The sequence below is a fragment of the Metallumcola ferriviriculae genome, assembly GCF_035573695.1.
GTDB classification, from domain to species: Bacteria; Bacillota; JADQBR01; order JADQBR01; family JADQBR01; genus Metallumcola; species Metallumcola ferriviriculae.
In genome coordinates, this window is the sequence record NZ_CP121694.1 from 2,641,964 (window position 1) to 2,665,942 (window position 23,979).

The following is a 23,979-nucleotide window of genomic DNA, read 5'->3' on the forward strand; positions in this document are numbered from 1 at the left end:
AAAGTTGGTATGTTGGAAGGGAAAAGATTAAAAACTCTTCCCCTTGTCTTTACTTGCTGTGCCTCCTTCTAATACTCCATCGCTTTTGAATACTGCAATGATTGTCCCAAAGAAGCACTTAACGTCCATCATAAGGCTCATTCTCTGAACATACTCTCCATCCAACTTAGCTTTAATTTCTATAGGTAACTCATCTCTACCATTAATCTGCGCCCAACCTGTAAGACCAACCGGCACGTCATTTGCACAGTATTTGTCTCTTTCTTCAATCAGGTCATACTGATTCCAAAGCGCAGGTCTTGGGCCGATGATACTCATTTCACCTTTAAAGATGTTAATGATCTGCGGTAACTCGTCTAGGCTTGTCTTTCTTAAGAACTTACCAACGTTTGTAATCCACTGATCTGGATTCTCTAAAAGATGAGTTGGCGTGTCCTTCGGCGTATCAATCCTCATTGTTCTAAACTTCAATATATGAAAATGACTCTTATGAATCCCGACTCTCTTCTGTTTAAAGAGAACAGGCCCAGGGGAGTCAACCTTGATTGCGATGATTAGGATTGCAAATATCGGAGAAAGGATGATTAGGCCGAGCGCAGATAAAATTATATCAATTAGGCGCTTTATTTTTAGATACATATTGTTAACCTCCGAATTTGCAATTTAGTTGGTCAGTTAGTCAGGAAGTTCAAAATCTTTTCCTGTCCAACTTTCTACTGTCCACTTGATAAACTTTTAATCAGTCCGCCAAGCAATCTACCAACTTCATCCATTCTCCTGTAAACTTCTTTGTAAACTACTTCATCTATATATCTCAAATCTTTTGCTAATAGCAACTGATACTTCGTTTCCTCCAAAGAACCACGTTTTTAGTGAAACTACTACCGGAAAACAAAATAAGGGACACACAGTGCCCCCATTCAATTTTCAAAATGCTGTTGGGAATTATCCTCAACCGGCATTGTATACTCTCCTTTTACACCAGGTTGTTATCCAGTCATCTTGCTTTCATCGTTTCTAAATTCAGGAAGGAAAGTCTGCAAAAACCCTTCGGTCTCATATTTATTGCGTGGGGTAATCCCTTTTCTTAAGTTATTTACCCTTTCTTCTATCAACTTACCATTTATATCATGAGGTCTAGCAACAAAAATCCGCTTATGATTTGTGGCATTTACCCCTTCTTCATCAGTCAGCAGTTCTTCGTAAAGTTTCTCCCCCGGCCTTATCCCTGTGACGACTATTTCGATATCTTCTTGCGGTTCGAAACCGGACAACCTAATCAAACTTTCAGCAAGGTCCATAATCTTCACCGGTTCTCCCATATCAAGTACGAAGATCTCGCCGCCCTTGGCCATTGCACCTGCTTGTATTACCAGTTGTACTGCTTCTGGGATGGTCATGAAGTATCTGACCATTTCTTCATGGGTGACGGTAACCGGGCCGCCTTCGGCAATTTGCTTTTTGAATAAGGGAACTACGCTCCCCCTACTGCCTAATACATTGCCAAACCTCACGGCTACAAAATTGGTGCTGCTTACCGTATCTAGATGTTGGATAACCATTTCCGCTACACGCTTAGAAGCACCCATAATACTGGTCGGGTTAACCGCTTTGTCGGTAGAGACGAAGACAAATTTATTTGCACCAAACTTATCCGCAGCACTGGCTACATTATATGTACCCATGACATTGTTCTTAATGGCCTCTTCGGGATTGACTTCCATTAAGGGCACATGCTTATGCGCTGCAGCATGGAACACTACTTTTGGGTTATGCAGTTTAAATACCTGTTCCACTGCCTGTTCATCTCTGACATCTTTGACAATAGGATAAATATCCAGCTGGGGAAAGCTATTGCTAAGCTCCATCTCGATATCATAAACATTATTTTCCGATACATCTAACAGCAGTAATTTCTTGGGCGAAAAGCCGGCAACCTGGCGGCATAACTCTGAACCGATGGAACCGCCGGCACCGGTAAGGAGAACAACTTCTCCTTTTAGGTAATGCGAAATACTATCTAAATCTACCTTGACAGGCGCTCTACCAAGTAAATCTTCTACCTGCACCTCTCTAATCTGGTTTATCGTTACATTGCCTTCAAGTAAGTCATACATCCCGGGAATTGTCTTAACACCGGCATCTGTCTTGTGGCAGATCTCAACTACTTCTCGAATCATCTTGCCTTCTGCTGAGGGCATCGCCAGCACAATCTCCTGCACACCATGCTGCTTTACTATATCAGGAATTTCTTCACGGCCGCCTAAGACCAGGCTTCCTAATATTTGCAGCTTCTTTTTAGAGGGATCATCGTCTATAAAACCAACTAAATTAATCTGGCCGTTATAGTGGTTTTTTAGTTCTTTGGCCACCATCGCTCCGGCGTCACCGGCACCAACTATTAGTATCGGTTTGCCACCCTTGGTCGGCCCCGGCTTTAAGCCGTAGTCTCTCAATAGCCGCCATCCTAAACGCGAACCACCGATTAGAAAGACATTTAGCAGCCATTGCAGGACAAATACTCCCCGGGAAAACTGCAGAGTGCCTGCACTAAAAAAGTAGGCTGCCGCAATAGCAATTACAGACCCTAAAGATACAGTGGAGGTTACCGCCAGTAATTCACCAATGCTGGCATATCTCCACAAACGGTTATAAAGACCGGTAAAATAAAAGGTCAGCACCAGGACGCCTGTGAATAACGGTAGGAGTTGATAGGACGAAGCCAAGTGGGCCGCGGGAATTTTAGAGAACCCGTCAAATCGTAATATTAAAGCTAAATACATAGCCAAATTGATCAAGACTGCATCAACCAGCATTAAAGCGATTATACGTCTAACTCTACTAACCACAGATAACACCCCTATTTCGTAACACCAACCCAATAATTAATCAGATAAGTTAAAGTCCTTAAAATACTCGATTGCAAAGGCCAAAAACACTCCTGCCATCAGACCCAGCACCGCGGCAATTGCCACATTTAGCTTACCGTTGGGTTTAACAGGAACGTTAGGAACGACGGCAGTTGTAAGCACTTTACTGCTCTTTATATTCTCAAGGTTTTCTTGTAAATTGCGTTGCTCCTCAGATAAGCTCCGCCTTGTTTCCTGATTTGACCTAAGTTCGCTGTAAAGATTAGTCTGGATAAAAGCCCTCTCTATTGAGGATAAGGACGTATTATTGTTAAGTTCTTCGATTGCTTGCTTCGCTAAATCGATAGTCGCTTGGGTGGTGCCAATTTCTGTTCCCACTGCAGCCATTTCTTCTTCTATATTCGCTTTATCATCTGCAATATCTTCCTGTTCTAGTTCGGCGTAAACTGCCATTAGTTTGTTAAGAATTGCAGCTGCTTCTTCAGGGTTGCTGTGTTTGATAGTTAAATCGATTACATTTAAGCCCTTAACCGGGCTGGCTGTCACTTTAGCGCTCAGTGTTTGTCCGCTTAATTCGGAATCAGCTTTTTCTGCTGCCTGCTGCAGCGTATCCGGCGCGGTCAGTACTTGTGCTGCCAGAGTTGTATTGGTATAATCCGAGCCGGTATAGTTTCCTAATTTCAATTTCGCTGAAGTTTGATAAACCGGTGTAATTAGCCCTGTTACCACCACTGCCGCAATTATTGCTGCGATAGTAATGCCGATGATCAACCATTTCCACTTAAATAATACAAGAATGATTTCCCGCAAGTCTATTTCATCTTGGTAATATTCTTTTTCGTGCTCCGCCATTCGTATGCCTCCAATATTATTGCAATTATTCTATAACTATTACATTGATATTCTACATTATCCGCGGTTTTCCTCCCAATTTGTGAAATTGGTTACATATAAGGGTAGTTGCCACTAGATGTGCTGTAAAACCTCATGTTAGAATACATTAATTCTTCGTAGTAAGGAAGTAATAAGTGCTGCTTTCCTGGTAATCGGCTGATGCGATGATGTTATGGTCTCATTGTTAAGCAGCTTTTGGCTGTTTTTTAATAATCTTGCCGCTGTATCGGCACCCGCTATTTCCTTCAGCTTATCTACCGCCTCCGACAGCAGGGGTGTCCTCCTTTTATCACTATGCGCATCACTGCTTAAAAAATGCACCATTCCATGCTTCACCAGCTTTTTAGCACATGACCCCACCTCTTGACCAAAGCAGCCCAAGAGACTGCCGCCATTTACCTGAGTGAGCACCCCTTTATCCAATAGTTTTACTAAGCAGTTAGGGTAAGCGATAATCCCACCATTTCGCTCCGGGTGGGCAATCACGGGAATTATCCCCTGCAGCATAATCTCGAAAATCACTTTATCAGCATAGGGCGGTATCTCTTGGAAAGGAAATTCTACCAATAAGTATTTGCTGCCGGCCAAGGTATTAAGCCTTCCCTCTTTTAGGTCACGCGGGGTCTCAGGTGTCAGGTAGACCTCCATACCCGGGTAGAGGGTAATGCCTAATTTCTCTGCCTCGGGGCGGATCAACTCAAGTTTGGCCGCTATTTCTGCTTTTGTTGGATGGTATCTGATATCCTCGTAATGCGGTGTGGTAATTATCTCTTTAATACCATCAGCGGCAGCGATGCGAAGCATTTCTACTGCTGTATCTATATCTTTAGCTCCATCATCAATACCGGGTAGTATATGGCAGTGAATATCAATCATCTTTGGACCTCCCTTTCTATGCTGTTCACGAATCATAATAGTGGTAGTAATAATAATCTTTGCCTTTGGCTTTTACCTTATTTAGTACGGCACCGATGACTTTGGCACCGGCGCTATTTAACAGTTTCTTCGCTTCGTTGACCATATCTACATTGGAATCGTAGGCCTTGACTACCAGGACAACTCCATCTACTAAAGCACCGGCCACCATCGCATCTGTCACGGCAATTACCGGCGGGCAGTCAATTATAATCTGGTCATAAGTACCACGGATATTTTGGAGAAAGTCCTTCATTCCCTCTGACCCCAATAGTTCGGACGGATTGGGTGGAATGGGACCGCAGGTGATTACATTGAGGCCATAAATACCGGTCTCTTGAATGACCTCTTCCGGTAGCAGGTGCTCTACCAACAGATTGGTAACACCCATGATATTGGTGAGACCGAAAATCTTATGCTGTACCGGTTTACGCATATCACAGTCTATCACCAGCGTCTTTTGACCGGCTTGGGCCATAGTCACCGCCACATTGGCGGCGGTGGTGGATTTCCCTTCACCGGGGCCGGCACTGGTAAACATGATGCTCTGAAGTTGACCGCTGGCCTGGGAATATTTAAGATTAGTGCGAATTAAGCGGTAGGCCTCTGAAGCAGCGGTCTTTGGCTGCTTGTAGGTTACCAGCCAGCGTTCCTTCTTTGATTTTTGCTGGGATGAAAACATATCACCATCTCCTTAAGGTCACTAGCCAAGGTCGTTTTCGTGGGCGGGCACACTGCCCAATACCGGCAGTCCGGTACGCTTCTGCAGGTCTGCCGCTGATTTCACACTGGTATCAAAAAATTCCAATAAGAATGCTAAAAATACCGACAGCATTATACCCAGCACCACGGCAATGGCTATATTCATCTGCTTATTGGGTTTAATTGGATTAACCGGGGTTACCGCCGGTGACATTATCTGCAGGGTATTTTGGCCGATATCAATGGACTTGGCCAATTGGGTCTGGGTCATTTTTTCAAGTAATAGGGCGTAGGTCTGTTCATGGCGCTCTAATTCGCGAGTGAGATTATTTTCCTTGGCCCTTTTTTCTGCCAAGTCGGCCTGCAAGCCGACCAGTTCCTTTTGCAGACTGCCGATGGTGCGCTCTACCGAGCTTAATTCTGCCTGCTTTTCTATCAATATTACCTGACGCTCCTGGAGTTTGGCCACCAGCGCACTGTATTCGGGATTGGGATTTTGCACTTCAACGATGGTATCACCGCCTGCAGTAGGAACCGGGGCAACCTCCTGGTAAGTGAGGGTTTCCGGCACTTCCTCAAGCTGGGAATTAATACGGGCGACACCGGTATGGTAGCGTTCTAGCTCTACCTGCAAGGCATAGTATTTGGAACGATAGGACGCTAAGTTTGCGGTGACGCTTTTCACTTCACTATCCAAAAACTCGACACTGCGGGGCTGGGATTGAAAGTTTCTCAGCTTTTTGCTGACCACCTCGAGTTTTACTTCCTCGTCATCGATCAATTCCTGCATAAAGTCCACTGATTGGTTCATCTGCTCTTGAATAGTATCAGTAATAAACTTGACATACTCCCCGCTTAAAGTATTGGCGATCTTAGCGGCCAGATGCGGGTCGCTATTGGTGACGGTAATCTGGATCAGATTGGTATCGGATATGGCGGAGACGCTAATCATCCGGCCCAGGGAGGAAACATTATAAAGGCTCTTATCTAACTCTAGCTCGTCAATAACTTTGGTCAGCAGGCCCTGGTTTTTTACCTGGCTGACATAGTTTTTCATGGTCATCTGCGGTATCTGGGAAACTGTATTTACTACATCCTCAAGGTTCGAGATATCTTTATTTAAAGTCTGGGTCTGACTGGCCTGCCGCACCAACAGCTGTGTCCTTGCTTGGTACACCGGCGGCAGCACGAAAAAGCTCATCACGCCGCTGGTGGCGGTCGCCAAAATGGTGAGGGCTATAATTAGCCACTTCCACTTAAGAAGCACCTTTAATATTTCCCGCAGGTCTATTTCAAACTCATCAGCTAATTCCTCTCGCTGTTTCTCTATTTCGGTCATTCTCCTTACCTCCTAGCTGTCTGATATGCCCAATAATTGCAGGATGTCTTTCCGATCCTTTTGTCCATATAGCACTGCTTCTGCTTCCTGAGCCATCTGTAACGCCCTGGGGCCAAACTGCTCATCATCCTTTATTTCTAAGAAAATGGCGTGTGCCTGCCAATAATTCTCCAGTAAGAGATACCCCTGGGCCTGGGTCAGCTTTAATAATGGCGTCGGCGCCAGTTCTCTTCCCTGCCAGCGCACTGCCGGGTCGGGACTGATGGAAGCTATCTTTTGCTCCAGCTGTCGCGGCAGCTCCACCGCCTGCTCGATCATCAGCAGTGCCTTATCCCGCCGGCCTTCTTTTAGCAGCCGTACCCCGGATGTGTAATAGGAGCGGCTTAGTATCTCGTAACTATTAACATCCAGCGGATTTATTTCCACAATTCTTTCAGTATGCTTCAATGCTTCCGCCATATCGTCAAGTAATAGGTAAGCATTTACCAGGCCCTGCTGCACGGGCACGCTGTATTTGCCTTTTAGCGCGGCTTCTCCGGCAATTTTCCGGGCCTGCACTCTTTTTTCTGCATCTTTAGCTTTTAGGCCGATGGCGGCGTTTACCTGGGCTAAATCAGCCAGATAGTTTGGCTGCCAGGGGTTTAATCGATGCGCTTTTTCTAAGTAATCTCTGGCAGCGTAAAGCTCCTGGGCTGCCATGGCCCTGGCCCCTTGGGCCGCCGTCACTCCGGCGCGGTACATGAAGTTGGCGGGAATAAATAAGGCCAGGGTGATTATTAGTGCGGCCACCGGCATCAACCACCACGGCGGCGTTAATTTAATCTCGGGGATGCTAAACCAGGAATCCCCGGCGATGTAGAGTGCCGCTATTCCCTGCAGGATACCGAAAAGTGCCCAAAGGATGATGCTGACAGCAGGTAATGATAAGTCAAAGTCCATAAAGCTGTGGACACCAAGCACGGTAATGGCGCTGGTCAAAGTCCAGACCTTCAGCCATTGATCAGGCCCTAAGCCGCGCCAGCGCCAGCGGAAAATACGAAAGATATAAATAAGAGCGAAAATCCAAATGAAGATATAGGCAAGAAAACCAATGCTGCCGCTTTCTACCCATGTTTGCAGAAAGTGATTATGTACTTCAGTGGTCCAGTAAAGCTCATCTTGATAGAGGTGGTAAAGCGCATTCCAACCGCCGCCGCCGGTACCAAAGATGGGATAATCTTTCACCATGGCAAAGGCGTCTTGATACATATTCACGCGGCCCACCTGGCTGATATCGGTGCTTTGGATAGAGTTCATCTCATTAACCACTGAAGCAGGCAGGAACTGGGCATAAACATTGGGCAGCACCTGGGATGAGTAAATTATGTAGCCGCCTACCACCAGGCATAAATAGATCATAATACCCCAGGCCATGATGGTCTTGGTCTTTTCCGTGGGATCAAAACGATCAATTATCTTCGCCATCACGTCAGCCAGGACATTATAGGTGATAATAGCGAGTATCGCTGCGGCCAATATCAATGCTTGATAGGTTCCCCAGCCGTCCACCATAGCGGGAAAGAAAAACCGTGAGGCCAGCATCACCGTAACAAGAGCCGCCGCCTGATTGGCGAACATCTGCCAAAAATATTCCCGGGGCGTACCCAGCAGCAGCATCACCATGGCCAGCGGATAAAGCATCAATGCCCCTTTGGAATAAGCCGCTACCAGAGTTATCCCCTGGAGCACCACGGCAATAGAGTAATATAGCTTCAGCCAACTATTACTGCTTTGTACCCAGAGGAAAAAGCCCAACACCGAGGTGACACCCATCACTGCACCCAGGGTATTGGGGTACTGAAAGGTAGAAAGAATGTACTTGCCGTTAAAGGCGCCGGGATAATCAAACACCCCCAGGGAAGCTGCTAATCCCACTGCTGCCACAGCCAATCCTCCGGCAAAAAGGGCATTCAGAAGCGTCAAGGCATCTTTTTCTTTCTCTATGCTTCTTGATACTGTCCAATAGATTAGGACATATGCTGCTACTTTTAGTGTTGTGGTTATGGCGTCATGGATGGATACGGCGTTCATCAGACTGACTAGGTAGAAAATTAGGTAAGCGATTACTGCTATATCCAGGTAACTGCTGATAGCGGCTCCCTGGCGCGTATTCCAGCGATGAGCTGCAGCCAAAAAAAATACCACTGCCACTGCCATAACTGCGGGAAGATATTCCTGCGCAAAAAATAAGCCGCGAAAAAGCGGTGAAAAAAAGAGAATACAAATGAGGCCAAAGCTACTAAAGGCCTTGAAATTGATGTTTAATGGTGTTTTATGCTTCAACTGAGGCGCTGTTCGAGCCATAGTTACCTCCAAGTATTGTCAGAGTAATATATTAAGTTAGTTTAGAGTTTAGGGGACAATTCGACAGGGTTTTGTTTATTTCCTGCCAATAAATGAAAATTATGTAAAAAAGACACCCGTCCATTAACCAGACAGGTGTCTTTGGTATTTACTTTTTTAGAGATAATCTGCTAGCAGCATCATGCGTTTCAGCATTACTGCAGACTCGGCTCTAGAGGCCAATCCTTCGGGTGCGAAGTTATCTGCTCCGCGACCCTGAACAATACCTGCAGATACAGCGAGTGCTGCACCGTACCGGGCCCAGCCGGCAACCTCGGCACCATCGGCAAACTCTTTCAAAGCAGCAGAAATCTCTGCTTCAGTCAAGTCTGCTTGGTAACCGCTGGCCGTCAGTGCGTTGGCAACCATGGCTGCCATTTCCTGACGGTTAATGGTTTTATTGGGCTTAAAGGTACCATCCGGGTAACCTGATGACAAACCGGCAGCCTTAACTGCTGCTACCGCCTCAAAGTACCATTCTTCGGCGGCCACATCGGTAAATGCGGCTGCTTCGGGCTGGACGACATCGAGTCCCAAGGCACGTACCAGTAATGCGGCAAACTCAGCTCTGGTGATATTGGTATCCGGTCTAAATGTTTCATCGGGATAACCGGTGACCACATACTTACTCACCATTAGGTCAACATCCTGCTTAGACCAGTGGTTGGCCAAATCAGCAAAATTCTTGGCGTAAGCCATAATGGCATAGCTGCTGAAGTGGTTAAGATTGGCGATAACCAGATTATTGTCAGCATCCACCTTACCACCGACAAATACCGCTTCGCCATCTACCAACTGGTAGACATTGAGCGTCGCTTCGTCAACACCTGCCGTATCGGCATCGTCATAAGCCAAAGCTAATCTCAACGGACGATTGAAACGACTGATACCGGAAACTTCCTCACCGTCAGCCATCACCGCAACTTCAAACTGCTGTACCCGACCCAGGAACTGCTTTCCTTCCCTGGCTTCGTCCGTCAGACCGTCAAAAGCTGCTGCAGCTTCTTCACTAGGAAGATTGCTGATGCTCAGTCTGATCTGCACATCCTTACCTGCAGCAATCTGATCTGCAACTTCAGGCACCTGAAGGGCCGCAGGGGGTATGGTAAAGTCCACACCTTGGCTGCGTACAATCAGTTCCTTACCACCGTTAGCCAAGGAGTTGACCAAACCGGTAGGAAGCTGAAGTGCCGTCGGGCCATCCTCCACTTGGGGAAGCTCTACAGCGATTGCAGTCATCTCGGGATCAGCAGCCAGCTGTTCCTCTACCTTGGTGGTACTTAACGATACGGTAACGCTGCCATCCGGATCGGTAAAGACAGTGCCGGTGTCCGTTTCCTCGGTTTCTACCGTTTCGGGTGCGGAGCTGCCTCCGCCACCGCCGCCACCGCCACCGGATTCCGGGGGTTCGTACTCTCCTTCAGGAAAATGTACGGTTTCCATCGAATTGTCATATGCGCTGCGTACGATAATATAAGGATCATATACGGAATGCCCAAAAGAATACGTAAAGGCGTATACCTGACCGTAAACTTGACTGTAAGCTTCCTGCACCACACCCTGCTGGTTGAAATAAACACCCTCTGCTATGGCTGTATCGTCGCCGTTATAAATATCGGCCCAGACGCTTTCAAAATCTTGCGGTGAACTGATAACAAACTGGAAGGTTAAATCCACTTTGTGCGTGCTTTGGTTTTCCACAACCTCAGCCGTACTGCCATAAGCAGTAACCTGCGGGGGAGCCGGCATAGCATACGCCGAATTAATTCCGCCCCAGAAACCGGAAAAGAGGAAAGCGAAGAATAACACCAGACAAACATTGCCTGCCGTTAGTCGTAACCTACTTAAACTCATCTCTTTTCACCTCCTTTCCATAGTATACAGTGTCTATTCTACCATAAAAGGAAAAAATTGGACAGAATTTTTCCCTTTTTTTACTATGGCAGCGAAATAAATATATTAGTTAAAGTATGATAAGGGTTTACTAATGATATATAGGAAGTTTTTCAGCAAGGAAATCGGGGTTGGGCAAAATAAAAAACCCCAGGCTCTTATCAGCCTAAGGTCAGTTTTGTCGAATGTTTTAGTTGTTGTTTTTCATAAAAGGACAATTAAAATTATGGCAGTCGCTGCCGCTGTCCCGGGTGGGCAGTTGGTATAGCTGCTTGTAATGCTGCAGTACGATTTCTGCCTGATGGGTACGCTCATCTAAGGTCCTGGCGGTATGAAATGTTTTTAGGGTTTGGCCGTTTTCTAAAGCAATACTGCTTTTAAAGTCCTCTTCATTAATCGGTTCAAAGCCGGCAACAAAGCGATAGGCCACGTAGCCGATGGTGCCGTCGCCGGGCAGCATCTGATTGCGCACCTTTACCGGTATCAGCACTAACCGGGAGATGATGGGCAAGGGCACTAATTTACCCTTTTTGAGTATCTGCTTCTGGATTTGCTTTAATGTAGTCAGATCCAAAGCAAAGACTTTGGCCAGGGCTTTCAGCAGACTTTCTACTTTCACCGGCTGCTGCATCTTGGCGCCGCCGCTCAGCCACAGTTCGCTGCAGTTGCCTATGTCCGGCAGATAGGTCGGTATCATGCAGACAATTTCCTGCCACCTGCCGGCAAGATCAAAGGTTTCCAAATCACTTCACTCGCTTTCATTGTTTAGGAATAATTCCACATGCTATATTGTATTGGGACAAATGTTTGGATGTTCAGGAAAGTTTGTCAGCTGTTGGAAACTTCTCTTACTGCTCAAAAACCCATTCTTTTTCCACCACTTCTTTACCTACGTTAAGTACCTCGGCCAGGGTGTCCGCACAACCGCTGCAAAGCTCTAAGTCCCCTACCAGGCGTCCTTCTTCATCCAGAAAGTTTATTTTCCTGGTCAGCATCATGGTACGGTCGCAGCAGCAGCACTTTTTCTTTCTCGGGTCCAAAAAGGCCATAAATTGTATCTGGGGCATCATTATTACTCCTTTCCGGGGGTAAGTAATAAATAAGGGAGCGGATACTGCCCGCTCCCTCGGTTGCTAAATTACCTGAAGTTCGGAAACATCACGCGTAACAATGCGTGCTCCCAGGATGCCGGTATAGCTTGAACCGTCTACATGGAAGACATTTTTACCAATAATGTCGTTCATGGCCGTTTGCACCTCGGCGGCGGTAAGGGTATCTTTAGGATTTGGGATGCGGATGGTACTGCGGCGGCCAGTGCTGGTTTGGAAGATTAATTCCAGGTTTTTGGTAATCAAGGTATTCCCCCCCTTCTCATTTGTCGGGGCCATGGTTCGGGCGAAATTGCTGACTGTTTACGGAAGCCCTGCCCGGCCCCGGGTAGTAAAAGTGCTAGATGGTCATTACCAGGTCGTTTTCGTTGACGCGCTGCACCGCGGCCAGGGTGTCGTTTTGCAAACCGGCGATAATCACGGCCACATCATAAACATCCTGGTCCAACGCTACCGGTCGCACCCGCCTAAATGTTCTGTTATCAAACTGCGGATTGCCCGCTGCGTCGGTGCCGGTCTGCAACATTAAAAGCAGACTGGACTCGGCAATAGTACTTGTTACTGCCATGGAAAACACCTCCCTTCTTTGTCCGATGCTCTTATTTTACGGCAGAAAAAAGGGATAGAAAAAAGCCGCTTTGAACGGCGGCTGCGCCGATAGCGGCTGTATTAACTGTAAAGTTGTTTCAAAATTACTCCTTTTTGGCAGTGGATTGTCCAAAATGGTGAATACCCGTGTGGAAAGCTAAAAATTTTGGTTGTCTGCTGTGTTTAAAAAACCCCGGGCTTTCATTTACCCAGGAAGCTTTTTCATATGATAGAGCTTTAGCGTATTTACAAACCCATCAGAATCCGCAACCGCTCTTGGACCAACTCCAGAGTATGTTGGGATACCTTCCCCAACCGGCCTGTAAGTCTTTCGGTGGAAATGGAACGGATATCCTCACACTTGATGAAGCTTATCTCTCTCAAGCCTGATTCTGTCAGCCCGATTTCCACGTGAAAAGGAATACCTTTTCGCCTGGTAGTAATAGGCATAACCACAGCCAGCCCTGCTGGACCATGGTTAAATAAATCTACTGATACAATCAAGCAGGGTCGTTTCCCCGCCTGTTCATGACCGCGGGCCGGGTTGAGGTCCGCCACCCAAATTTCCCCTTGAGACGGCTTCACTTTTCATCCTCCAATCCATCTTTAAGGGCACTATCCCATGTTTCTCTTTCCATTACCTCATCCTGCCAGGCCTGAGAATCGTTCTTTAAGGCCGCATAGGCTTTATTCGCCTCTTCAAGAAACTGTTTTCTACGGTATTCTTCAATTGCTTTATCAAGTATTTCCTGTATTGGCTCACCGGCTCGGCCGGCAAGCTGCCGCAAGGTTTCCAGAGCGGCCCGGCTAATCCTGACAGTGGTGGTGCCCATAAGACATACCCCCTTTGTAACCTGCTTTATCTACAATATAGTATACAATAGTGTAGCGTTTGATGCAATATAGATCATAAAAGTTGGTTCTTATTCCTTTCAGGATACCCGGAGTTAATAAAAAAAACCTTGGCTAAGAGAAGGACTATTTTGCCAAACGGCCAAATAATAAAACCATAAGTGGTAACAATTAGTAAAGAGTATTTTTTTAAGGAGGAATTTGATGCGAAAAATAAATAATGAGGTGTTCAGGCAGTACGATATCCGCGGCATTGTGGGTGACGAACTGACTGATGAATTTGTCGGGCTTTTGGGTAAGGCAATCGGGACGTATATATTAAGGAAGGGATTCGATCAGGCGGTGGTGGGCCGGGATAACCGGGAGAGCTCGCCGGCTATTCGGCAGCAGCTGGTGGCTGGGTTGGTGTCTACTGGCTGCAATGTGGTGGATATTGGCGAGGTGATTACTCCGATCTTTTATTACGCCCGGGTGCTTTATGATATGCCGGGCGGTGCGATGATTACCGGCAGCCATAACCCTTCTAATTACAACGGCTTTAAGATTTCGGGCGATAAGGGGCCGGGCACAATCTATGGTGACGAAATCCAGAAGCTGCGGCAGTTGATTGAAGCGGATGACTTTGAAAGCGGCTCGGGCACGGTAGTGGAGAAGAATCCGGTGAAAGATTATCTTGATATGCTGGCTGAAAAGATTAAGCTCGGGCCTCAGCAGCTGAAAGTAGTGGTGGACTGCGGCAACGGCACGGCCTCGGACTTTGCGCCGGAATTCCTGCGGCGGCTGGGCTGTGAGGTGGAATGTCTCTACTGTGAGTCTGACCCCACCTTCCCCAATCATCATCCAGACCCGGTAAAAACAGCGAATCTGCAGGATTTAATTAAGAAGGTGGCAGAGGTGGGCGCTGATGTGGGTGTATCCTTTGACGGTGATGCGGACCGCATCGGCGCGGTGGATGAAAAGGGTACTATCATCTGGGGCGACACGCTGATGATCCTCTACTGGCGGGAAATTATGAAAAAACACCCCGGTGCTGATGCCATCATCGAGGTTAAATGCTCTCAAGCCCTGGTGGATGAAGTGGAAAAACTAGGCGGCAGGCCGGTGTTTTATAAGACGGGCCACTCTCTCATTAAGGCCAAGATGAAGGAGTTAAAGGCAGTCTTTACCGGAGAAATGAGCGGGCATATGTTTTTTGCCGATGAGTTTTACGGCTTTGACGATGCGCTTTACGCTACAGGCAGGCTGCTGAGGATATTGAGTAATGATAAGCGCAGCCTATCTGAAATGCTGGCCGATGTGGCAGAATATCACGCCACCCCGGAGACCCGCATTGACTGCCCGGACAGCCGCAAGTTCGATATAGTGGAACAAGTAGCGGCGGACTTTAAGCAGGATTATAAAGTAATCGATATCGACGGCGCGCGGGTACTCTTCCCCGGCGGCTGGGGCCTAATCAGATGCTCCAATACCCAGCCGGTAATTGTCGCTCGCTGCGAGGGCAAAACCCCGGCAGACTTAGAGTTTATCAGCGGCGTTGTGAAAGAAAAGCTGATGCAATTTGCCGAGATTGGCGATTTCCAGTGGGGGGACTAGGGTAAAAAATAAGTGTCACTTATTTGTCACTTATTGGTGTCAGGCACCAATAAGTGACAGCAAATAAGTGACACTTTTATCGCTATATTACTAGTTCTATATTACTAGTTTCTTTAGCAACTTCACGTCGTCTTCAAGTTTTTCAAGACGTTCGTTGGTTTCAGTTTTAAATTCAATCAAACCGGCTGTTTCTTGGAAAATTGCATCTGTTTTTCGATTAAGTTCTTTGAAGTTAGTTTCTAATTTATTGACAGTGGTCTTTAGTTCAACCACGTCTGCCTTTAGCTCACTCACGTCGGTCTTCAGTTCAACTACGTCTGCCTTTAGCTCACTCACGTCGGTCTTCAGTTCAACTACGTCTGCCTTTAGCTCACTCACGTCGGTTTTCAGTTCAACTACGTCTGCCTTTAGCTCACTCACGTCGGTTTTCAGTTCAACTACGTCTGCCTTTAGCTCACTCACGTCGGTTTTCAGTTCAACTACGTCTGCCTTTAGCTCACTCACGTCGGTCTTTAGCTCGTTGGTGACGCTTTTTAATTCAACTTGACCTTGTTTGAGCGACCCAAAATCTTGACGCAAGTCTTTTAGCTCAGCTAATATTTGGCTTAGCACAGTATTATCACTCACCTTTGTGGACCTCCTTAATCGTACCATAATTTTACACTAGATTAGGCAAGTTAACAACTAATTTGCACCTAGAAAAGGGGCCCACAAAACTAACATGCCCATAAAAAATCACCTCGCCTTATATTCATTTCCTATTACTTCTGCGTCGAGATGACATTTCCTGCCAGCTATGCGAACTTTTGTTCGGTTTTTTTGGAAAAGTAAATAAGTGACACCTTTGGTGCCTGACACCATAACAAAAGAGTGTCACTTATTGGTGCCTGACACCAATAAGTGACACATTGTTACTCTTCTACACCTAGGCCTACACGGAAAGTATGAACATTTAAAGAATGCAGCTTTTCCGGCAGCTCGTGCCTGATGCTTTCTTCGATGGTTTCTTGCTTTAAGAAAGGCATATGCTTAATTATAAACCCAAGTGACAGTATATTCATGACTTGTTCTTTACCCAAATCCAAAGCCTGATTTCTTAAGGAATATCCCACTTGCTTATCTCTATGTTGGACGTTCACCAAGTCTTTATCATAAATTATCAGGCAATCTTCAGGTACCTGGTCCCAATACTTGTCGTAGGCTTGTTGACTGAGTGTCAGTACAATATCCGGACTGTCGCAGTATGGATAGTAAATAGGATCGTCGGCAATAATAACCTCTGTTTGGGAGTGTCCTCCCCTGCTCTGGGTACCATAACTTTTGCTTTGAACGACATTTTTTCCTTCTATCATGGCTGCATGAGCTAAAATATGCCCGCCTAATATCAAACCTTGGCCGCCAATTCCCGCGAGTATCACTTGATTGGCCTTACCCATTTGTCCCACCTCGCATTTTAACATTATTCAACCTCTTATAGATTGTTAAGAAGTCTTCTCTATCTTTATCTGTTAGTACACCTGTGGGGAAATGTTCTTCTTTTTCTTTTTCCGGTAATTGTTCGTACTTTGCTTTAGGCACACCTAACTCCCGCAGATATTTCATCATATTAACTGCCGGGCTATAGCCGTTATAACGGCCAAAATATGTCGGGCAGGAGCTTAGCACTTCCACAAGACTAAAGCCTTTCTTTGTCATGGCCTGAACAATTAGCTTACGCATATTAACTGCATGATAAGCGGTGGTCCTGGCAACGAAATTGGCCCCTGCTGCTTCAGCCAGATTGCTTACGTCAAACCCGGGTTCCGGTACGCCTTTAGGTGACGTGGAAGTACGAGCGGCAAGAGGTGTTGTAGCTGAGTACTGCCCGCCGGTCATGCCGTAATTAAAATTGTTTACAACTATGGCGGTCAAGTCAATGTTTCGTCTCGCCGCATGGATAAAATGGTTACCGCCGATAGTGGCGGCGTCACCGTCACCCATCAATACCAACACATGAACATCTGGGTTGGCCAGTTTGATGCCGGTAGCGTAAGGCAGCGCCCTGCCGTGTGTTCCGTGAAAAGCGTGGGTGGTAAAATAATCGTCTGCCTTACCCCAACAACCAATGCCGGTGGCAATAACTACTTTATCTTTTTCTAAATTCAATTCCGTTAGCGCTTCTGCAATGGCGCGAACCACTATTCCATCCCCGCATCCGGAACACCACATGTGAGGCAGTTTATCCATCTTTAAATAATCCTGATACGCTAATGTCATCTTATTTGGCCACCTCCTTAATTACATCCAGGATTTGTGAAGGAGTAATAAGTTTCCCGTCCAACCTTGAAATAGGATGTATCGGGGTATTGAAGCCGACATTCATGCGTTCAACTTCCAGTAAGATTTGCCCCATATTCAATTCGGGAACGATCACACCTTTGGTCCTGCTCAACACGTCCTTGACTTCCTTTTCGGCAAAGGGCCAGATGGTGATTAAACGTAACAGGTTAACTTTTACGCCGGCTGCATTTGCATCGGTGACTGTTTGCATCGCTGCCCTTGAAACGCCGCCGTAGGCAATTATGGTGTAATCGGCATCCACGGGGCCAAAGATTTCGGTACGAACTATATCTTCTAAGTTTGTACAAATCTTGTCATACAACCGCCGCACCAATTTATCATTGTTGGCCGGATCACTGTTTGAACGGCCGGATTCGTCGTGGGCGGAGCTGGTGGCTCTCATAATATATTTATCGCCGTATTTAGCCATAGGTGGTATGCCATCCTCAGCGTGAGCATACGGTAAGAACTGCTCTGGGTCACCCTGCGGTGTCTTACGGTTTATAATTTCAAGCGTATCCAAGGAGGGTATATCAAAAGTTTCCGTCATATGTCCTACTACTTCGTCCGATAGCAAGATAACGGGTGTGCGGTATTTTTCCGCCAGATTAAAGGCTTCTATTGTCAGTGTGTAGCATTCCTCTACCGAAGCAGGTGAGAGGGCTATGATAGCATGGTCACCGTGGGTACCATATCTTGCCTGCATTACATCCCCTTGTGCGGGCTTAGTTGCCAAACCGGTACTTGGGCCCATTCGCTGGACGTTTATTATTACACAGGGTACCTCTTGGGCTATGGCAACACCTAGGTTTTCTTGCATTAAGGAAAAACCGGGGCCGCTGGTTGCTGTAAAAGATTTCATGCCGGATAAGGACGCCCCTACAATTGCTGCCATACTTGCCAGTTCGTCTTCCATTTGGATATAAATACCGTTATATTCAGGAAGCTTATGGGCACAAACTTCAGCAACTTCAGAAGAAGGGGTTATCGGATATCCTGCAAAGAATCTTGCTCCCGCCGCTATTGCCCCCAAAGCGCAAGCTTCGTTTCCTTGTACCAACTGTCTACCTGCAGCACTACTCACTTTCTTCCACCTCCAGCGTTATGGCCATTTCGGGACACCTTAAATCACATAATGTACAATTAGTGCAATTATTGTTAACCACTAAAGGGAGTCCGTCTTTAGCCGGTTCGAAAACTTTTTGGGGGCAAAATTCAATACAAATACCACATCGCTTACAAAACTTTTCGTTTATTGCAATAGTTACTTTGCTTCGCACAGTTGACACCCCTCTCGTATCTTTTAAAAAAGATGCTCCCTAAAAGTTATTAGGGAGCACTGCAGCAAATTCCCGTTCTACTCTATTAAGCCTTGCTCTTTATAATATTTTTCCGCACCCGGGTGCAGAGGAATTGCTATAGTATCCAAAGCAGTCTCTAGCTGTATGCTTTTACCTGCCTCGTGCACATTTACAATCTTTTCTTTGCTTTCAAACATGGTCTTAACAACATTGTAAACTACTTCATCGGGCACATCTGCGCTTACAGCTATCATCACTTTAGACCCTGTTGTAGGAATGTCCTGATCGATACCTTTATAGGTTCCAGCCGGGATAACGTAGGAATCCGCAAAGAATGGGTAGCTTTCTTTCATCTTGCTTACTACATCAGCTTCAATAGGCAAAATACGCACTTCGTGCTGTGTGCTAATGTCTATAATTGAGGAGGAAGGCGCCCCGGAATCAACCAAGACAGCGTCAAGTTGATTATCCTTTAACAGCTGCATTGCCTCACCATACCCTAAATATTCTGGCTTGATATCATCTAAGGAAATGCCATATTGATCCAAGGTAAACTCCATATTCAAGGGTGTAGAACCACCTTGAACTCCAATTGCAACTCGCTTACCCTTTAAATCAGCATACGATTCAATGCCGGAATTAACTTTAACCACTGTTTGCATTGTGTTTGGATATAACGCAATGACGCCGCGAATGTTCTCAACGGGGTTTCCCTCAAACATTTCTTCGCCGTTGTACGCCCACTTTGCAATGCCAGATTCGATAAAGCCGAAGTCTGCTGCATTCTGAAGAATTAATCTTGCGTTTTCGACTGAGCCACCGGTGGATTCCGCGGTCGCATTAATATCTAGCTTAGCTTCATTCACTACAGTAGCAACAGCACTGCCTAATGGGTAGTAAGTGCCGCTGGTGCCGCCGGTAGCGATAGAGATATCAACGGGTTCAGAAGCTTGTTCCTTGGCGCCTGATTCTTTCTCTGCGTCCTGTCCACCACAACCTACCACAGTAAAGGCTAACAACACCATCACACTCACCAAAACACTTGCCTTTAAGAATTTTTTCATAATTTTTGACCTCCTTGTTTTTGCCAACCAATTCTTAAGTAAAGACTACCGGTCGCCGACCACCCCCCATGCAGCTATGATAGAATTAGACACTTGTCGTCTTAATTTTTGGCTGATCACGATACAGACGCTGCCACAGATATACTGCCGCCAAAATTGCTGCACCGCTTAAATCGGTAAAAACTTCCGGCACTAACAGCATCATGCCGCTGGCAAAAAGCAAAACTCTTTCAATAATAGGACACCGCACTCTCAGATAGCCCGATACACCACCTGAAATTGCTATCACAGCTAAAACTGCAGTGGCCACTGTTAATGCCACTTTCATAGCCGGTGCCTGTCCTAACAGGGCCGGGAAATATACGAACAAGAACGGAACAATAAATCCGACTAATACATTTCGTGAGGCCAATAAGCCAGTCTTCATTGGGTCGCCTTTTGAAATACCTGTGGCTGCATAAGCGGCAAGCGCCACCGGCGGGGTAATGTCCGCAAATACGCCAAAGTATAAAACAAACAAATGCGCGGTCAGAACCGGAATATTCAAAGCGACTAAAGCGGGTGCTGTAATAGCAGCCTGAACAATGTAATTTGCAGTGGTGGGAAGAGACATCCCCAACACAATAGACGCCAACATTGTTAATAATAGCGCCGGGAATAACATTCCCTGGGCCAAAGAGGTAACAATGGCAGAAAACTTTAGTGCTAACCCGGACATACTGACAATACCTACTATCATCCCGGCGCAGGCAGTAGCAGCCACAATGCTAACAGAAGTCGCTGCGCCATCCCTTAAAGCCAGACCTATTTCCTTAAACTTCATTCTTGTCTCACTTCTAAAGGCACTAACTAAAATTAAGAGAGCTATTCCTGTGTAGGCAGCCCGGTTAGGACTAAATCCCACAATGAGAGTGATAATAATAGCTCCAAGGGGGATAAAGTAATGCCACCCTTTTTTAAGAACGTCCATTATCCGGGGAACTTGATCATCAGGCAAACCTTCAAGTCCCGTTTTGCAGGCTTCCAGATGTACGTTCATATATAATGATAGGTAGTACAGGATAGCAGGAATTATTGCCGCCAAAATTATCGTTAAATAAGGTATGTGGGTAAATTCGGCCATAATAAAAGCCGCCGCCCCCATAATTGGCGGTGTAACTTGTCCTCCGGTAGAAGCCGCAGCCTCCACGGCGCCGGCAAATTCTTTCTTATAACCAATTTTCTTCATCAAGGGAATGGTGAAACTCCCCGTGGTAACAACATTTGCTATGGAACTACCATTGATGGTGCCCAAAAAAGCGCTGGCGAAGATGGCGATTTTGGCCGGGCCGCCACGGGCTTTTCCAGCTAATGCTACTGCCAAATCAATAAAGAAGTTCCCGCCGCCGGAACGTTCAAGAAAAGCGCCAAACAGAACAAAGAGAAACACTATTGACGTGATAACCCCAATCGGTACACCAAATATACCTTCCGTTGTCAGATACATTTGGTTAATAATCCGGCTAATACTATAGCCTCCGTGCCCAAAAGTCCCCGGTATGCTTTGGCCAAATAATGCGTAGAGTAAAAACAGCGAAGTTACTACGGGCAAAGGCCACCCAATGGAACGACGAGTTGCTTCGAGTGTTAAAATAATTGCCGTCCCACCTAGAATTAAATCAATATTGTTAGGCATTCCCATTCGCATTACCAGGGTGTCAAAAAAGATTACTACGTAAAGCCCCGTTGCCAACCCGGTCACCGCAAGAATATATCCGCCAAGGTTAATTTTTCCTTTTTTAGTCGCTGGATAAATAACAAAAACTAGGAAAATGCTTAACATAAAAATCAGTGCTCTTTGACGCATGGCAACCAACGGTCCAACAATAGAAGTATAAAGAACGAAAGAAGATAAACCCACCATCAAAAAATTGTTAAACGTTTGTCTAAAATTCTGTAAATTCAAAATAGTCTCCCCCCCCAGTCGCATAACGGTTGCTTACAATCTCTTACATCCCCCCTGACCCTTTGGTATACCCTAACGCTCGAGAAATTTCAGCAGCAGCTTTAATAACGCTTTGCTTGAATTTCTTTAACCTTTCTTCCGTTGCCCGAAAAACTGGTACTGATAATGATATTCCGGCAACTACTTGGCCTGTTCTATCCTTTACAGGACAGGCTATTGCCACGCTTCCACAGACAAACTCCTCAACACTTACTGCCACGCCTTTTTCTCTAATTTGCCGCACCATTTCTTTTAACTGCTGCTTGTCGGTGATAGTTTTGGATGTAAAAGAGTCGAGATTAGTTTCAGTCAAAAAACTATCTAACTCGTGCTCATCAAAACTACTCAGCAATACCCTTCCGTCTGCGCCCGCATGTAAAGGCGAACGTTGGCCAATGGGCACAATACTCCTTACGTCATGGTTTCCTTCAAGTGAGATGATACAGATTCTTTCACTTTCATCAACAATGTCCATGTAGGTAGTTTCACCGAATTCGTCCCTTAAGTTTTTTAAAATGGGTAACGCCGTGCTTTGCAGTTCTTTATCGTGCTCAACAATTGAACCCAAATGAAATAGTTTCATTCCTAACGAATACTTGCTGTTTGACAAATCTTGCTGCAAGTAGCCTTTTTGGCATAATGTGCCCGCCAACCGAGATACCGTCGGCCGAGGAATATCAAGTTTTTCACTAATGTCCAGCACACTTAATTCTCTTTCTTGAAAGCTAAAGCACTCAAGTATTGCCAAAGCTTTTACTACAGATTGAACCTGGTTTCCGTTTTTCATAATTCGCGGCAGGGTTATATCCAACCCCTAAGCCTAACTCCTTCCTCGATCCTGCTGATGGCGATGCTCCATGCGGCCATACGCATGGAAATCTTTTTCTGTGAACTCAAGCTATATAGCTGATTATAGATATCTTTAAACATCTTCTCATATTGAATATGTACCTCTTTTTCAGTCCAATAATAATTATATGTTCCTTGTACCCTTTCCAAATAAGCAATGACAGTACCGCCGCCATTAGCCAAAATATCTGGCACCACTACTACGCCATTTTCATTCAGCAATTTTTCAGCATTTGGTGTTATCGGTCCGTTAGCTCCTTCGACAATGATCTTTGCTTTAATGTCAGAAGCATTATCTTCACTTATAGCGCTTTGAACTGCAGCGGGAATTAATACATCGCATGGGCACGAGAAAATTTGCTCTTTGGCGCCGCTTTTCCCGCCAGGAAAACCATCTACGGAATTATGCTCTTGTGTATATTTCAGTAAAGCGTCCGGGTCTAATCCGTTGGCATTATGTATAAAACCGCCTATATCGCTTACACCAACAATTTTTGCCCCTTTACGCGATAATAGGCTGGCGGCCCAAGAACCCACCTTACCAAAACCTTGTACAGCCACTTCTAGGCCTGCCAGATTCTTTCCTAGCTTGGCACAGGTTTCAATTACAGCCAAGCTAACCCCTAACCCGGTCGCGGAAGGCCTGCCGGCAGATCCGCCCAACAAAAGACCTTTGCCGCTAAATGCTGCCGGTTCATGTCTCATGCCGTGCATTTGTTCCCATTCGTCCAACATCCAGCTTTGTGTTTCAATGTCCGTACCTATGTCAGCGCCGGGGAAATCCTTCATAGCTCCAAGCATTGGCGCTATTGCACGGACATAAGCCCTGCAAAGTCTTTCCTTCTCACCCTTGGAAAGCTCGCTTGGGTTGCATTTTATCCCGCCTTTTCCGCCACCGGCCGGTAATTGATTAACGGCGTTTTTGATACTCATCCACAGAGACAGGGCTTTTATGTCTTCCAGCGTCTCTTCCGGATGAAACCTAGTTCCACCCTGAATGGGCCCCAGCACATAATTGTGATGCACCCGAAAACCCTTAAAAAACTTAGTTGTGCCATTATCCATCTTTACCGGGAATTGGACTTCTAATACTCGTTGTGGTTCAGCTAATAACTGCACAATTTCCGGAGATGCTCCTGCTAATTGCGCTGCTTCCAATAATTGCTCTTGCGCTATTTCTAATGCAGATCTTGTAAGCATAAATCTCCCCCCACTCCGTTTCACCATGTGGACGTCGGTCCACAATGTGGCGCATCTATAGAATATCACCAATTTCCAGGCGTAGTCAAGATTAGTTTAAAGTCGTATTTTAGAGAATTTTGCTG

Annotated in this window: 25 protein-coding genes; 1 reads left to right on the forward strand and 24 read right to left on the reverse strand. The window is 46.0% G+C overall.

Annotated elements, in window-relative coordinates:
* Positions 1 to 27: 27 nt before the first annotated feature.
* The 15 genes from MFMK1_RS13140 to MFMK1_RS13210 all read right to left on the reverse strand — a co-directional run bounded on the left by MFMK1_RS13140 (position 28) and on the right by MFMK1_RS13210 (position 13,525).
* Complete coding sequence (locus MFMK1_RS13140) at positions 28 to 639, reverse strand: sugar transferase (RefSeq protein WP_366922148.1); 612 nt, start codon at positions 637 to 639, stop codon at positions 28 to 30.
* Positions 640 to 713: 74 nt separating this feature from the next.
* A complete protein-coding gene (locus MFMK1_RS13145; protein WP_366922149.1) occupies positions 714 to 857 on the reverse strand; it encodes a four helix bundle protein in 144 nt (47 codons plus the stop codon).
* 132 nt (positions 858 to 989) lie between these two features.
* Positions 990 to 2,816 carry a polysaccharide biosynthesis protein gene (locus tag MFMK1_RS13150; protein WP_428846308.1) on the reverse strand — a complete coding sequence of 609 codons (1,827 nt, stop codon included), beginning with the start codon at positions 2,814 to 2,816 and terminating at the stop codon, positions 990 to 992.
* Positions 2,817 to 2,885: 69 nt separating this feature from the next.
* On the reverse strand, positions 2,886 to 3,722 hold the full coding sequence (locus MFMK1_RS13155) for a YveK family protein (protein WP_366922151.1): 837 nt from the start codon (positions 3,720 to 3,722) through the stop codon (positions 2,886 to 2,888).
* Positions 3,723 to 3,860: 138 nt separating this feature from the next.
* Positions 3,861 to 4,640 (reverse strand): tyrosine-protein phosphatase, encoded by a 780-nt coding sequence (locus MFMK1_RS13160; protein ID WP_366922152.1) that lies wholly within the window; start codon positions 4,638 to 4,640, stop codon positions 3,861 to 3,863.
* A gap of 25 nt (positions 4,641 to 4,665) precedes the next feature.
* Positions 4,666 to 5,361: a CpsD/CapB family tyrosine-protein kinase gene (locus MFMK1_RS13165; protein ID WP_366922153.1), complete on the reverse strand. Its 696-nt coding sequence runs from the start codon at positions 5,359 to 5,361 to the stop codon at positions 4,666 to 4,668.
* A gap of 21 nt (positions 5,362 to 5,382) precedes the next feature.
* On the reverse strand, positions 5,383 to 6,720 hold the full coding sequence (locus MFMK1_RS13170) for a GumC family protein (protein WP_366922154.1): 1,338 nt from the start codon (positions 6,718 to 6,720) through the stop codon (positions 5,383 to 5,385).
* 12 nt (positions 6,721 to 6,732) lie between these two features.
* A complete protein-coding gene (locus tag MFMK1_RS13175) occupies positions 6,733 to 9,063 on the reverse strand; it encodes an O-antigen ligase family protein (protein ID WP_366922155.1) in 2,331 nt (776 codons plus the stop codon).
* Between the two features lie 156 nt (positions 9,064 to 9,219).
* The gene (locus MFMK1_RS13180) at positions 9,220 to 10,956 is read right to left on the reverse strand and encodes an S-layer homology domain-containing protein (protein WP_366922156.1); all 1,737 of its coding nucleotides are present in this window, start codon (positions 10,954 to 10,956) and stop codon (positions 9,220 to 9,222) included.
* A gap of 229 nt (positions 10,957 to 11,185) precedes the next feature.
* A complete protein-coding gene (locus tag MFMK1_RS13185) occupies positions 11,186 to 11,737 on the reverse strand; it encodes a hypothetical protein (RefSeq protein WP_366922157.1) in 552 nt (183 codons plus the stop codon).
* Positions 11,738 to 11,843: 106 nt separating this feature from the next.
* Positions 11,844 to 12,062, reverse strand: a complete 219-nt coding sequence (locus MFMK1_RS13190; RefSeq protein WP_366922158.1) for a hypothetical protein — start codon at positions 12,060 to 12,062, stop codon at positions 11,844 to 11,846.
* Between the two features lie 66 nt (positions 12,063 to 12,128).
* Positions 12,129 to 12,350: a DUF2922 domain-containing protein gene (locus MFMK1_RS13195; RefSeq protein ID WP_366922159.1), complete on the reverse strand. Its 222-nt coding sequence runs from the start codon at positions 12,348 to 12,350 to the stop codon at positions 12,129 to 12,131.
* 94 nt (positions 12,351 to 12,444) lie between these two features.
* Positions 12,445 to 12,672, reverse strand: coding sequence for a DUF1659 domain-containing protein (locus MFMK1_RS13200; protein WP_366922160.1), 228 nt, complete (start codon positions 12,670 to 12,672; stop codon positions 12,445 to 12,447).
* A gap of 266 nt (positions 12,673 to 12,938) precedes the next feature.
* Positions 12,939 to 13,277, reverse strand: a complete 339-nt coding sequence (locus MFMK1_RS13205) for a type II toxin-antitoxin system PemK/MazF family toxin (RefSeq protein ID WP_366922161.1) — start codon at positions 13,275 to 13,277, stop codon at positions 12,939 to 12,941.
* Complete coding sequence (locus tag MFMK1_RS13210) at positions 13,274 to 13,525, reverse strand: toxin-antitoxin system protein (RefSeq protein ID WP_366922162.1); 252 nt, start codon at positions 13,523 to 13,525, stop codon at positions 13,274 to 13,276. The genes MFMK1_RS13205 and MFMK1_RS13210 overlap by 4 nt, the downstream gene beginning before the upstream one ends.
* Positions 13,526 to 13,748: 223 nt before the next feature.
* On the opposite strand from MFMK1_RS13210, the gene MFMK1_RS13215 reads away from it, so the two are divergent.
* Positions 13,749 to 15,137: a phosphomannomutase/phosphoglucomutase gene (locus MFMK1_RS13215; protein WP_366922163.1), complete on the forward strand. Its 1,389-nt coding sequence runs from the start codon at positions 13,749 to 13,751 to the stop codon at positions 15,135 to 15,137.
* A 96-nt stretch (positions 15,138 to 15,233) separates the two neighbouring features.
* On the opposite strand, the gene MFMK1_RS13220 is transcribed toward MFMK1_RS13215, so the two are convergent.
* The 9 genes from MFMK1_RS13220 to MFMK1_RS13260 form a co-directional block, all read right to left on the reverse strand.
* Complete coding sequence (locus tag MFMK1_RS13220) at positions 15,234 to 15,764, reverse strand: hypothetical protein (RefSeq protein ID WP_366922164.1); 531 nt, start codon at positions 15,762 to 15,764, stop codon at positions 15,234 to 15,236.
* A 284-nt stretch (positions 15,765 to 16,048) separates the two neighbouring features.
* Positions 16,049 to 16,597: a 2-oxoacid:acceptor oxidoreductase family protein gene (locus MFMK1_RS13225; RefSeq protein WP_366922165.1), complete on the reverse strand. Its 549-nt coding sequence runs from the start codon at positions 16,595 to 16,597 to the stop codon at positions 16,049 to 16,051.
* Complete coding sequence (locus tag MFMK1_RS13230; RefSeq protein ID WP_366922166.1) at positions 16,566 to 17,393, reverse strand: thiamine pyrophosphate-dependent enzyme; 828 nt, start codon at positions 17,391 to 17,393, stop codon at positions 16,566 to 16,568. The genes MFMK1_RS13225 and MFMK1_RS13230 overlap by 32 nt, the downstream gene beginning before the upstream one ends.
* A gap of 1 nt (position 17,394) precedes the next feature.
* Positions 17,395 to 18,540 (reverse strand): 2-oxoacid:acceptor oxidoreductase subunit alpha, encoded by a 1,146-nt coding sequence (locus tag MFMK1_RS13235; protein ID WP_366922167.1) that lies wholly within the window; start codon positions 18,538 to 18,540, stop codon positions 17,395 to 17,397.
* The gene (locus MFMK1_RS13240; RefSeq protein WP_366922168.1) at positions 18,533 to 18,745 is read right to left on the reverse strand and encodes a 4Fe-4S dicluster domain-containing protein; all 213 of its coding nucleotides are present in this window, start codon (positions 18,743 to 18,745) and stop codon (positions 18,533 to 18,535) included. The genes MFMK1_RS13235 and MFMK1_RS13240 overlap by 8 nt, the downstream gene beginning before the upstream one ends.
* A gap of 68 nt (positions 18,746 to 18,813) precedes the next feature.
* Positions 18,814 to 19,821: a TAXI family TRAP transporter solute-binding subunit gene (locus tag MFMK1_RS13245; RefSeq protein WP_366922169.1), complete on the reverse strand. Its 1,008-nt coding sequence runs from the start codon at positions 19,819 to 19,821 to the stop codon at positions 18,814 to 18,816.
* A gap of 85 nt (positions 19,822 to 19,906) precedes the next feature.
* A complete protein-coding gene (locus MFMK1_RS13250; RefSeq protein WP_366922170.1) occupies positions 19,907 to 21,766 on the reverse strand; it encodes a TRAP transporter permease in 1,860 nt (619 codons plus the stop codon).
* Between the two features lie 43 nt (positions 21,767 to 21,809).
* Positions 21,810 to 22,616, reverse strand: a complete 807-nt coding sequence (locus MFMK1_RS13255; RefSeq protein ID WP_366922171.1) for an IclR family transcriptional regulator — start codon at positions 22,614 to 22,616, stop codon at positions 21,810 to 21,812.
* Entirely contained in the window at positions 22,607 to 23,854 is a 1,248-nt protein-coding gene (locus MFMK1_RS13260) for a Glu/Leu/Phe/Val family dehydrogenase (RefSeq protein ID WP_366922172.1), read from the reverse strand. The genes MFMK1_RS13255 and MFMK1_RS13260 overlap by 10 nt, the downstream gene beginning before the upstream one ends.
* Between the last annotated feature and the right edge of the window lie 125 nt (positions 23,855 to 23,979).

Excerpts from the sequence above, each read along its gene's own strand:
- MFMK1_RS13245 (WP_366922169.1), bottom strand. The coding sequence starts at position 19,821 with ATGAAAAAATTCTTAAAGGCAAGTGTTTTGGTGAGTGTGATGGTGTTG.
- MFMK1_RS13175 (WP_366922155.1), bottom strand. The coding sequence starts at position 9,063 with ATGGCTCGAACAGCGCCTCAGTTGAAGCATAAAACACCATTAAACATC.
- MFMK1_RS13160 (WP_366922152.1), bottom strand. The coding sequence starts at position 4,640 with ATGATTGATATTCACTGCCATATACTACCCGGTATTGATGATGGAGCT.
- MFMK1_RS13215 (WP_366922163.1), top strand. The coding sequence starts at position 13,749 with ATGCGAAAAATAAATAATGAGGTGTTCAGGCAGTACGATATCCGCGGC.
- MFMK1_RS13150 (WP_428846308.1), bottom strand. The coding sequence starts at position 2,816 with ATGCTGGTTGATGCAGTCTTGATCAATTTGGCTATGTATTTAGCTTTA.
- MFMK1_RS13180 (WP_366922156.1), bottom strand. The coding sequence starts at position 10,956 with ATGAGTTTAAGTAGGTTACGACTAACGGCAGGCAATGTTTGTCTGGTG.
- MFMK1_RS13190 (WP_366922158.1), bottom strand. The coding sequence starts at position 12,062 with ATGCCCCAGATACAATTTATGGCCTTTTTGGACCCGAGAAAGAAAAAG.
- MFMK1_RS13225 (WP_366922165.1), bottom strand. The coding sequence starts at position 16,597 with ATGTTAAAATGCGAGGTGGGACAAATGGGTAAGGCCAATCAAGTGATA.
- MFMK1_RS13200 (WP_366922160.1), bottom strand. The coding sequence starts at position 12,672 with ATGGCAGTAACAAGTACTATTGCCGAGTCCAGTCTGCTTTTAATGTTG.
- MFMK1_RS13260 (WP_366922172.1), bottom strand. The coding sequence starts at position 23,854 with ATGCTTACAAGATCTGCATTAGAAATAGCGCAAGAGCAATTATTGGAA.
- MFMK1_RS13230 (WP_366922166.1), bottom strand. The coding sequence starts at position 17,393 with ATGACATTAGCGTATCAGGATTATTTAAAGATGGATAAACTGCCTCAC.
- MFMK1_RS13210 (WP_366922162.1), bottom strand. The coding sequence starts at position 13,525 with ATGGGCACCACCACTGTCAGGATTAGCCGGGCCGCTCTGGAAACCTTG.
- MFMK1_RS13165 (WP_366922153.1), bottom strand. The coding sequence starts at position 5,361 with ATGTTTTCATCCCAGCAAAAATCAAAGAAGGAACGCTGGCTGGTAACC.
- MFMK1_RS13155 (WP_366922151.1), bottom strand. The coding sequence starts at position 3,722 with ATGGCGGAGCACGAAAAAGAATATTACCAAGATGAAATAGACTTGCGG.
- MFMK1_RS13140 (WP_366922148.1), bottom strand. The coding sequence starts at position 639 with ATGTATCTAAAAATAAAGCGCCTAATTGATATAATTTTATCTGCGCTC.
- MFMK1_RS13170 (WP_366922154.1), bottom strand. The coding sequence starts at position 6,720 with ATGACCGAAATAGAGAAACAGCGAGAGGAATTAGCTGATGAGTTTGAA.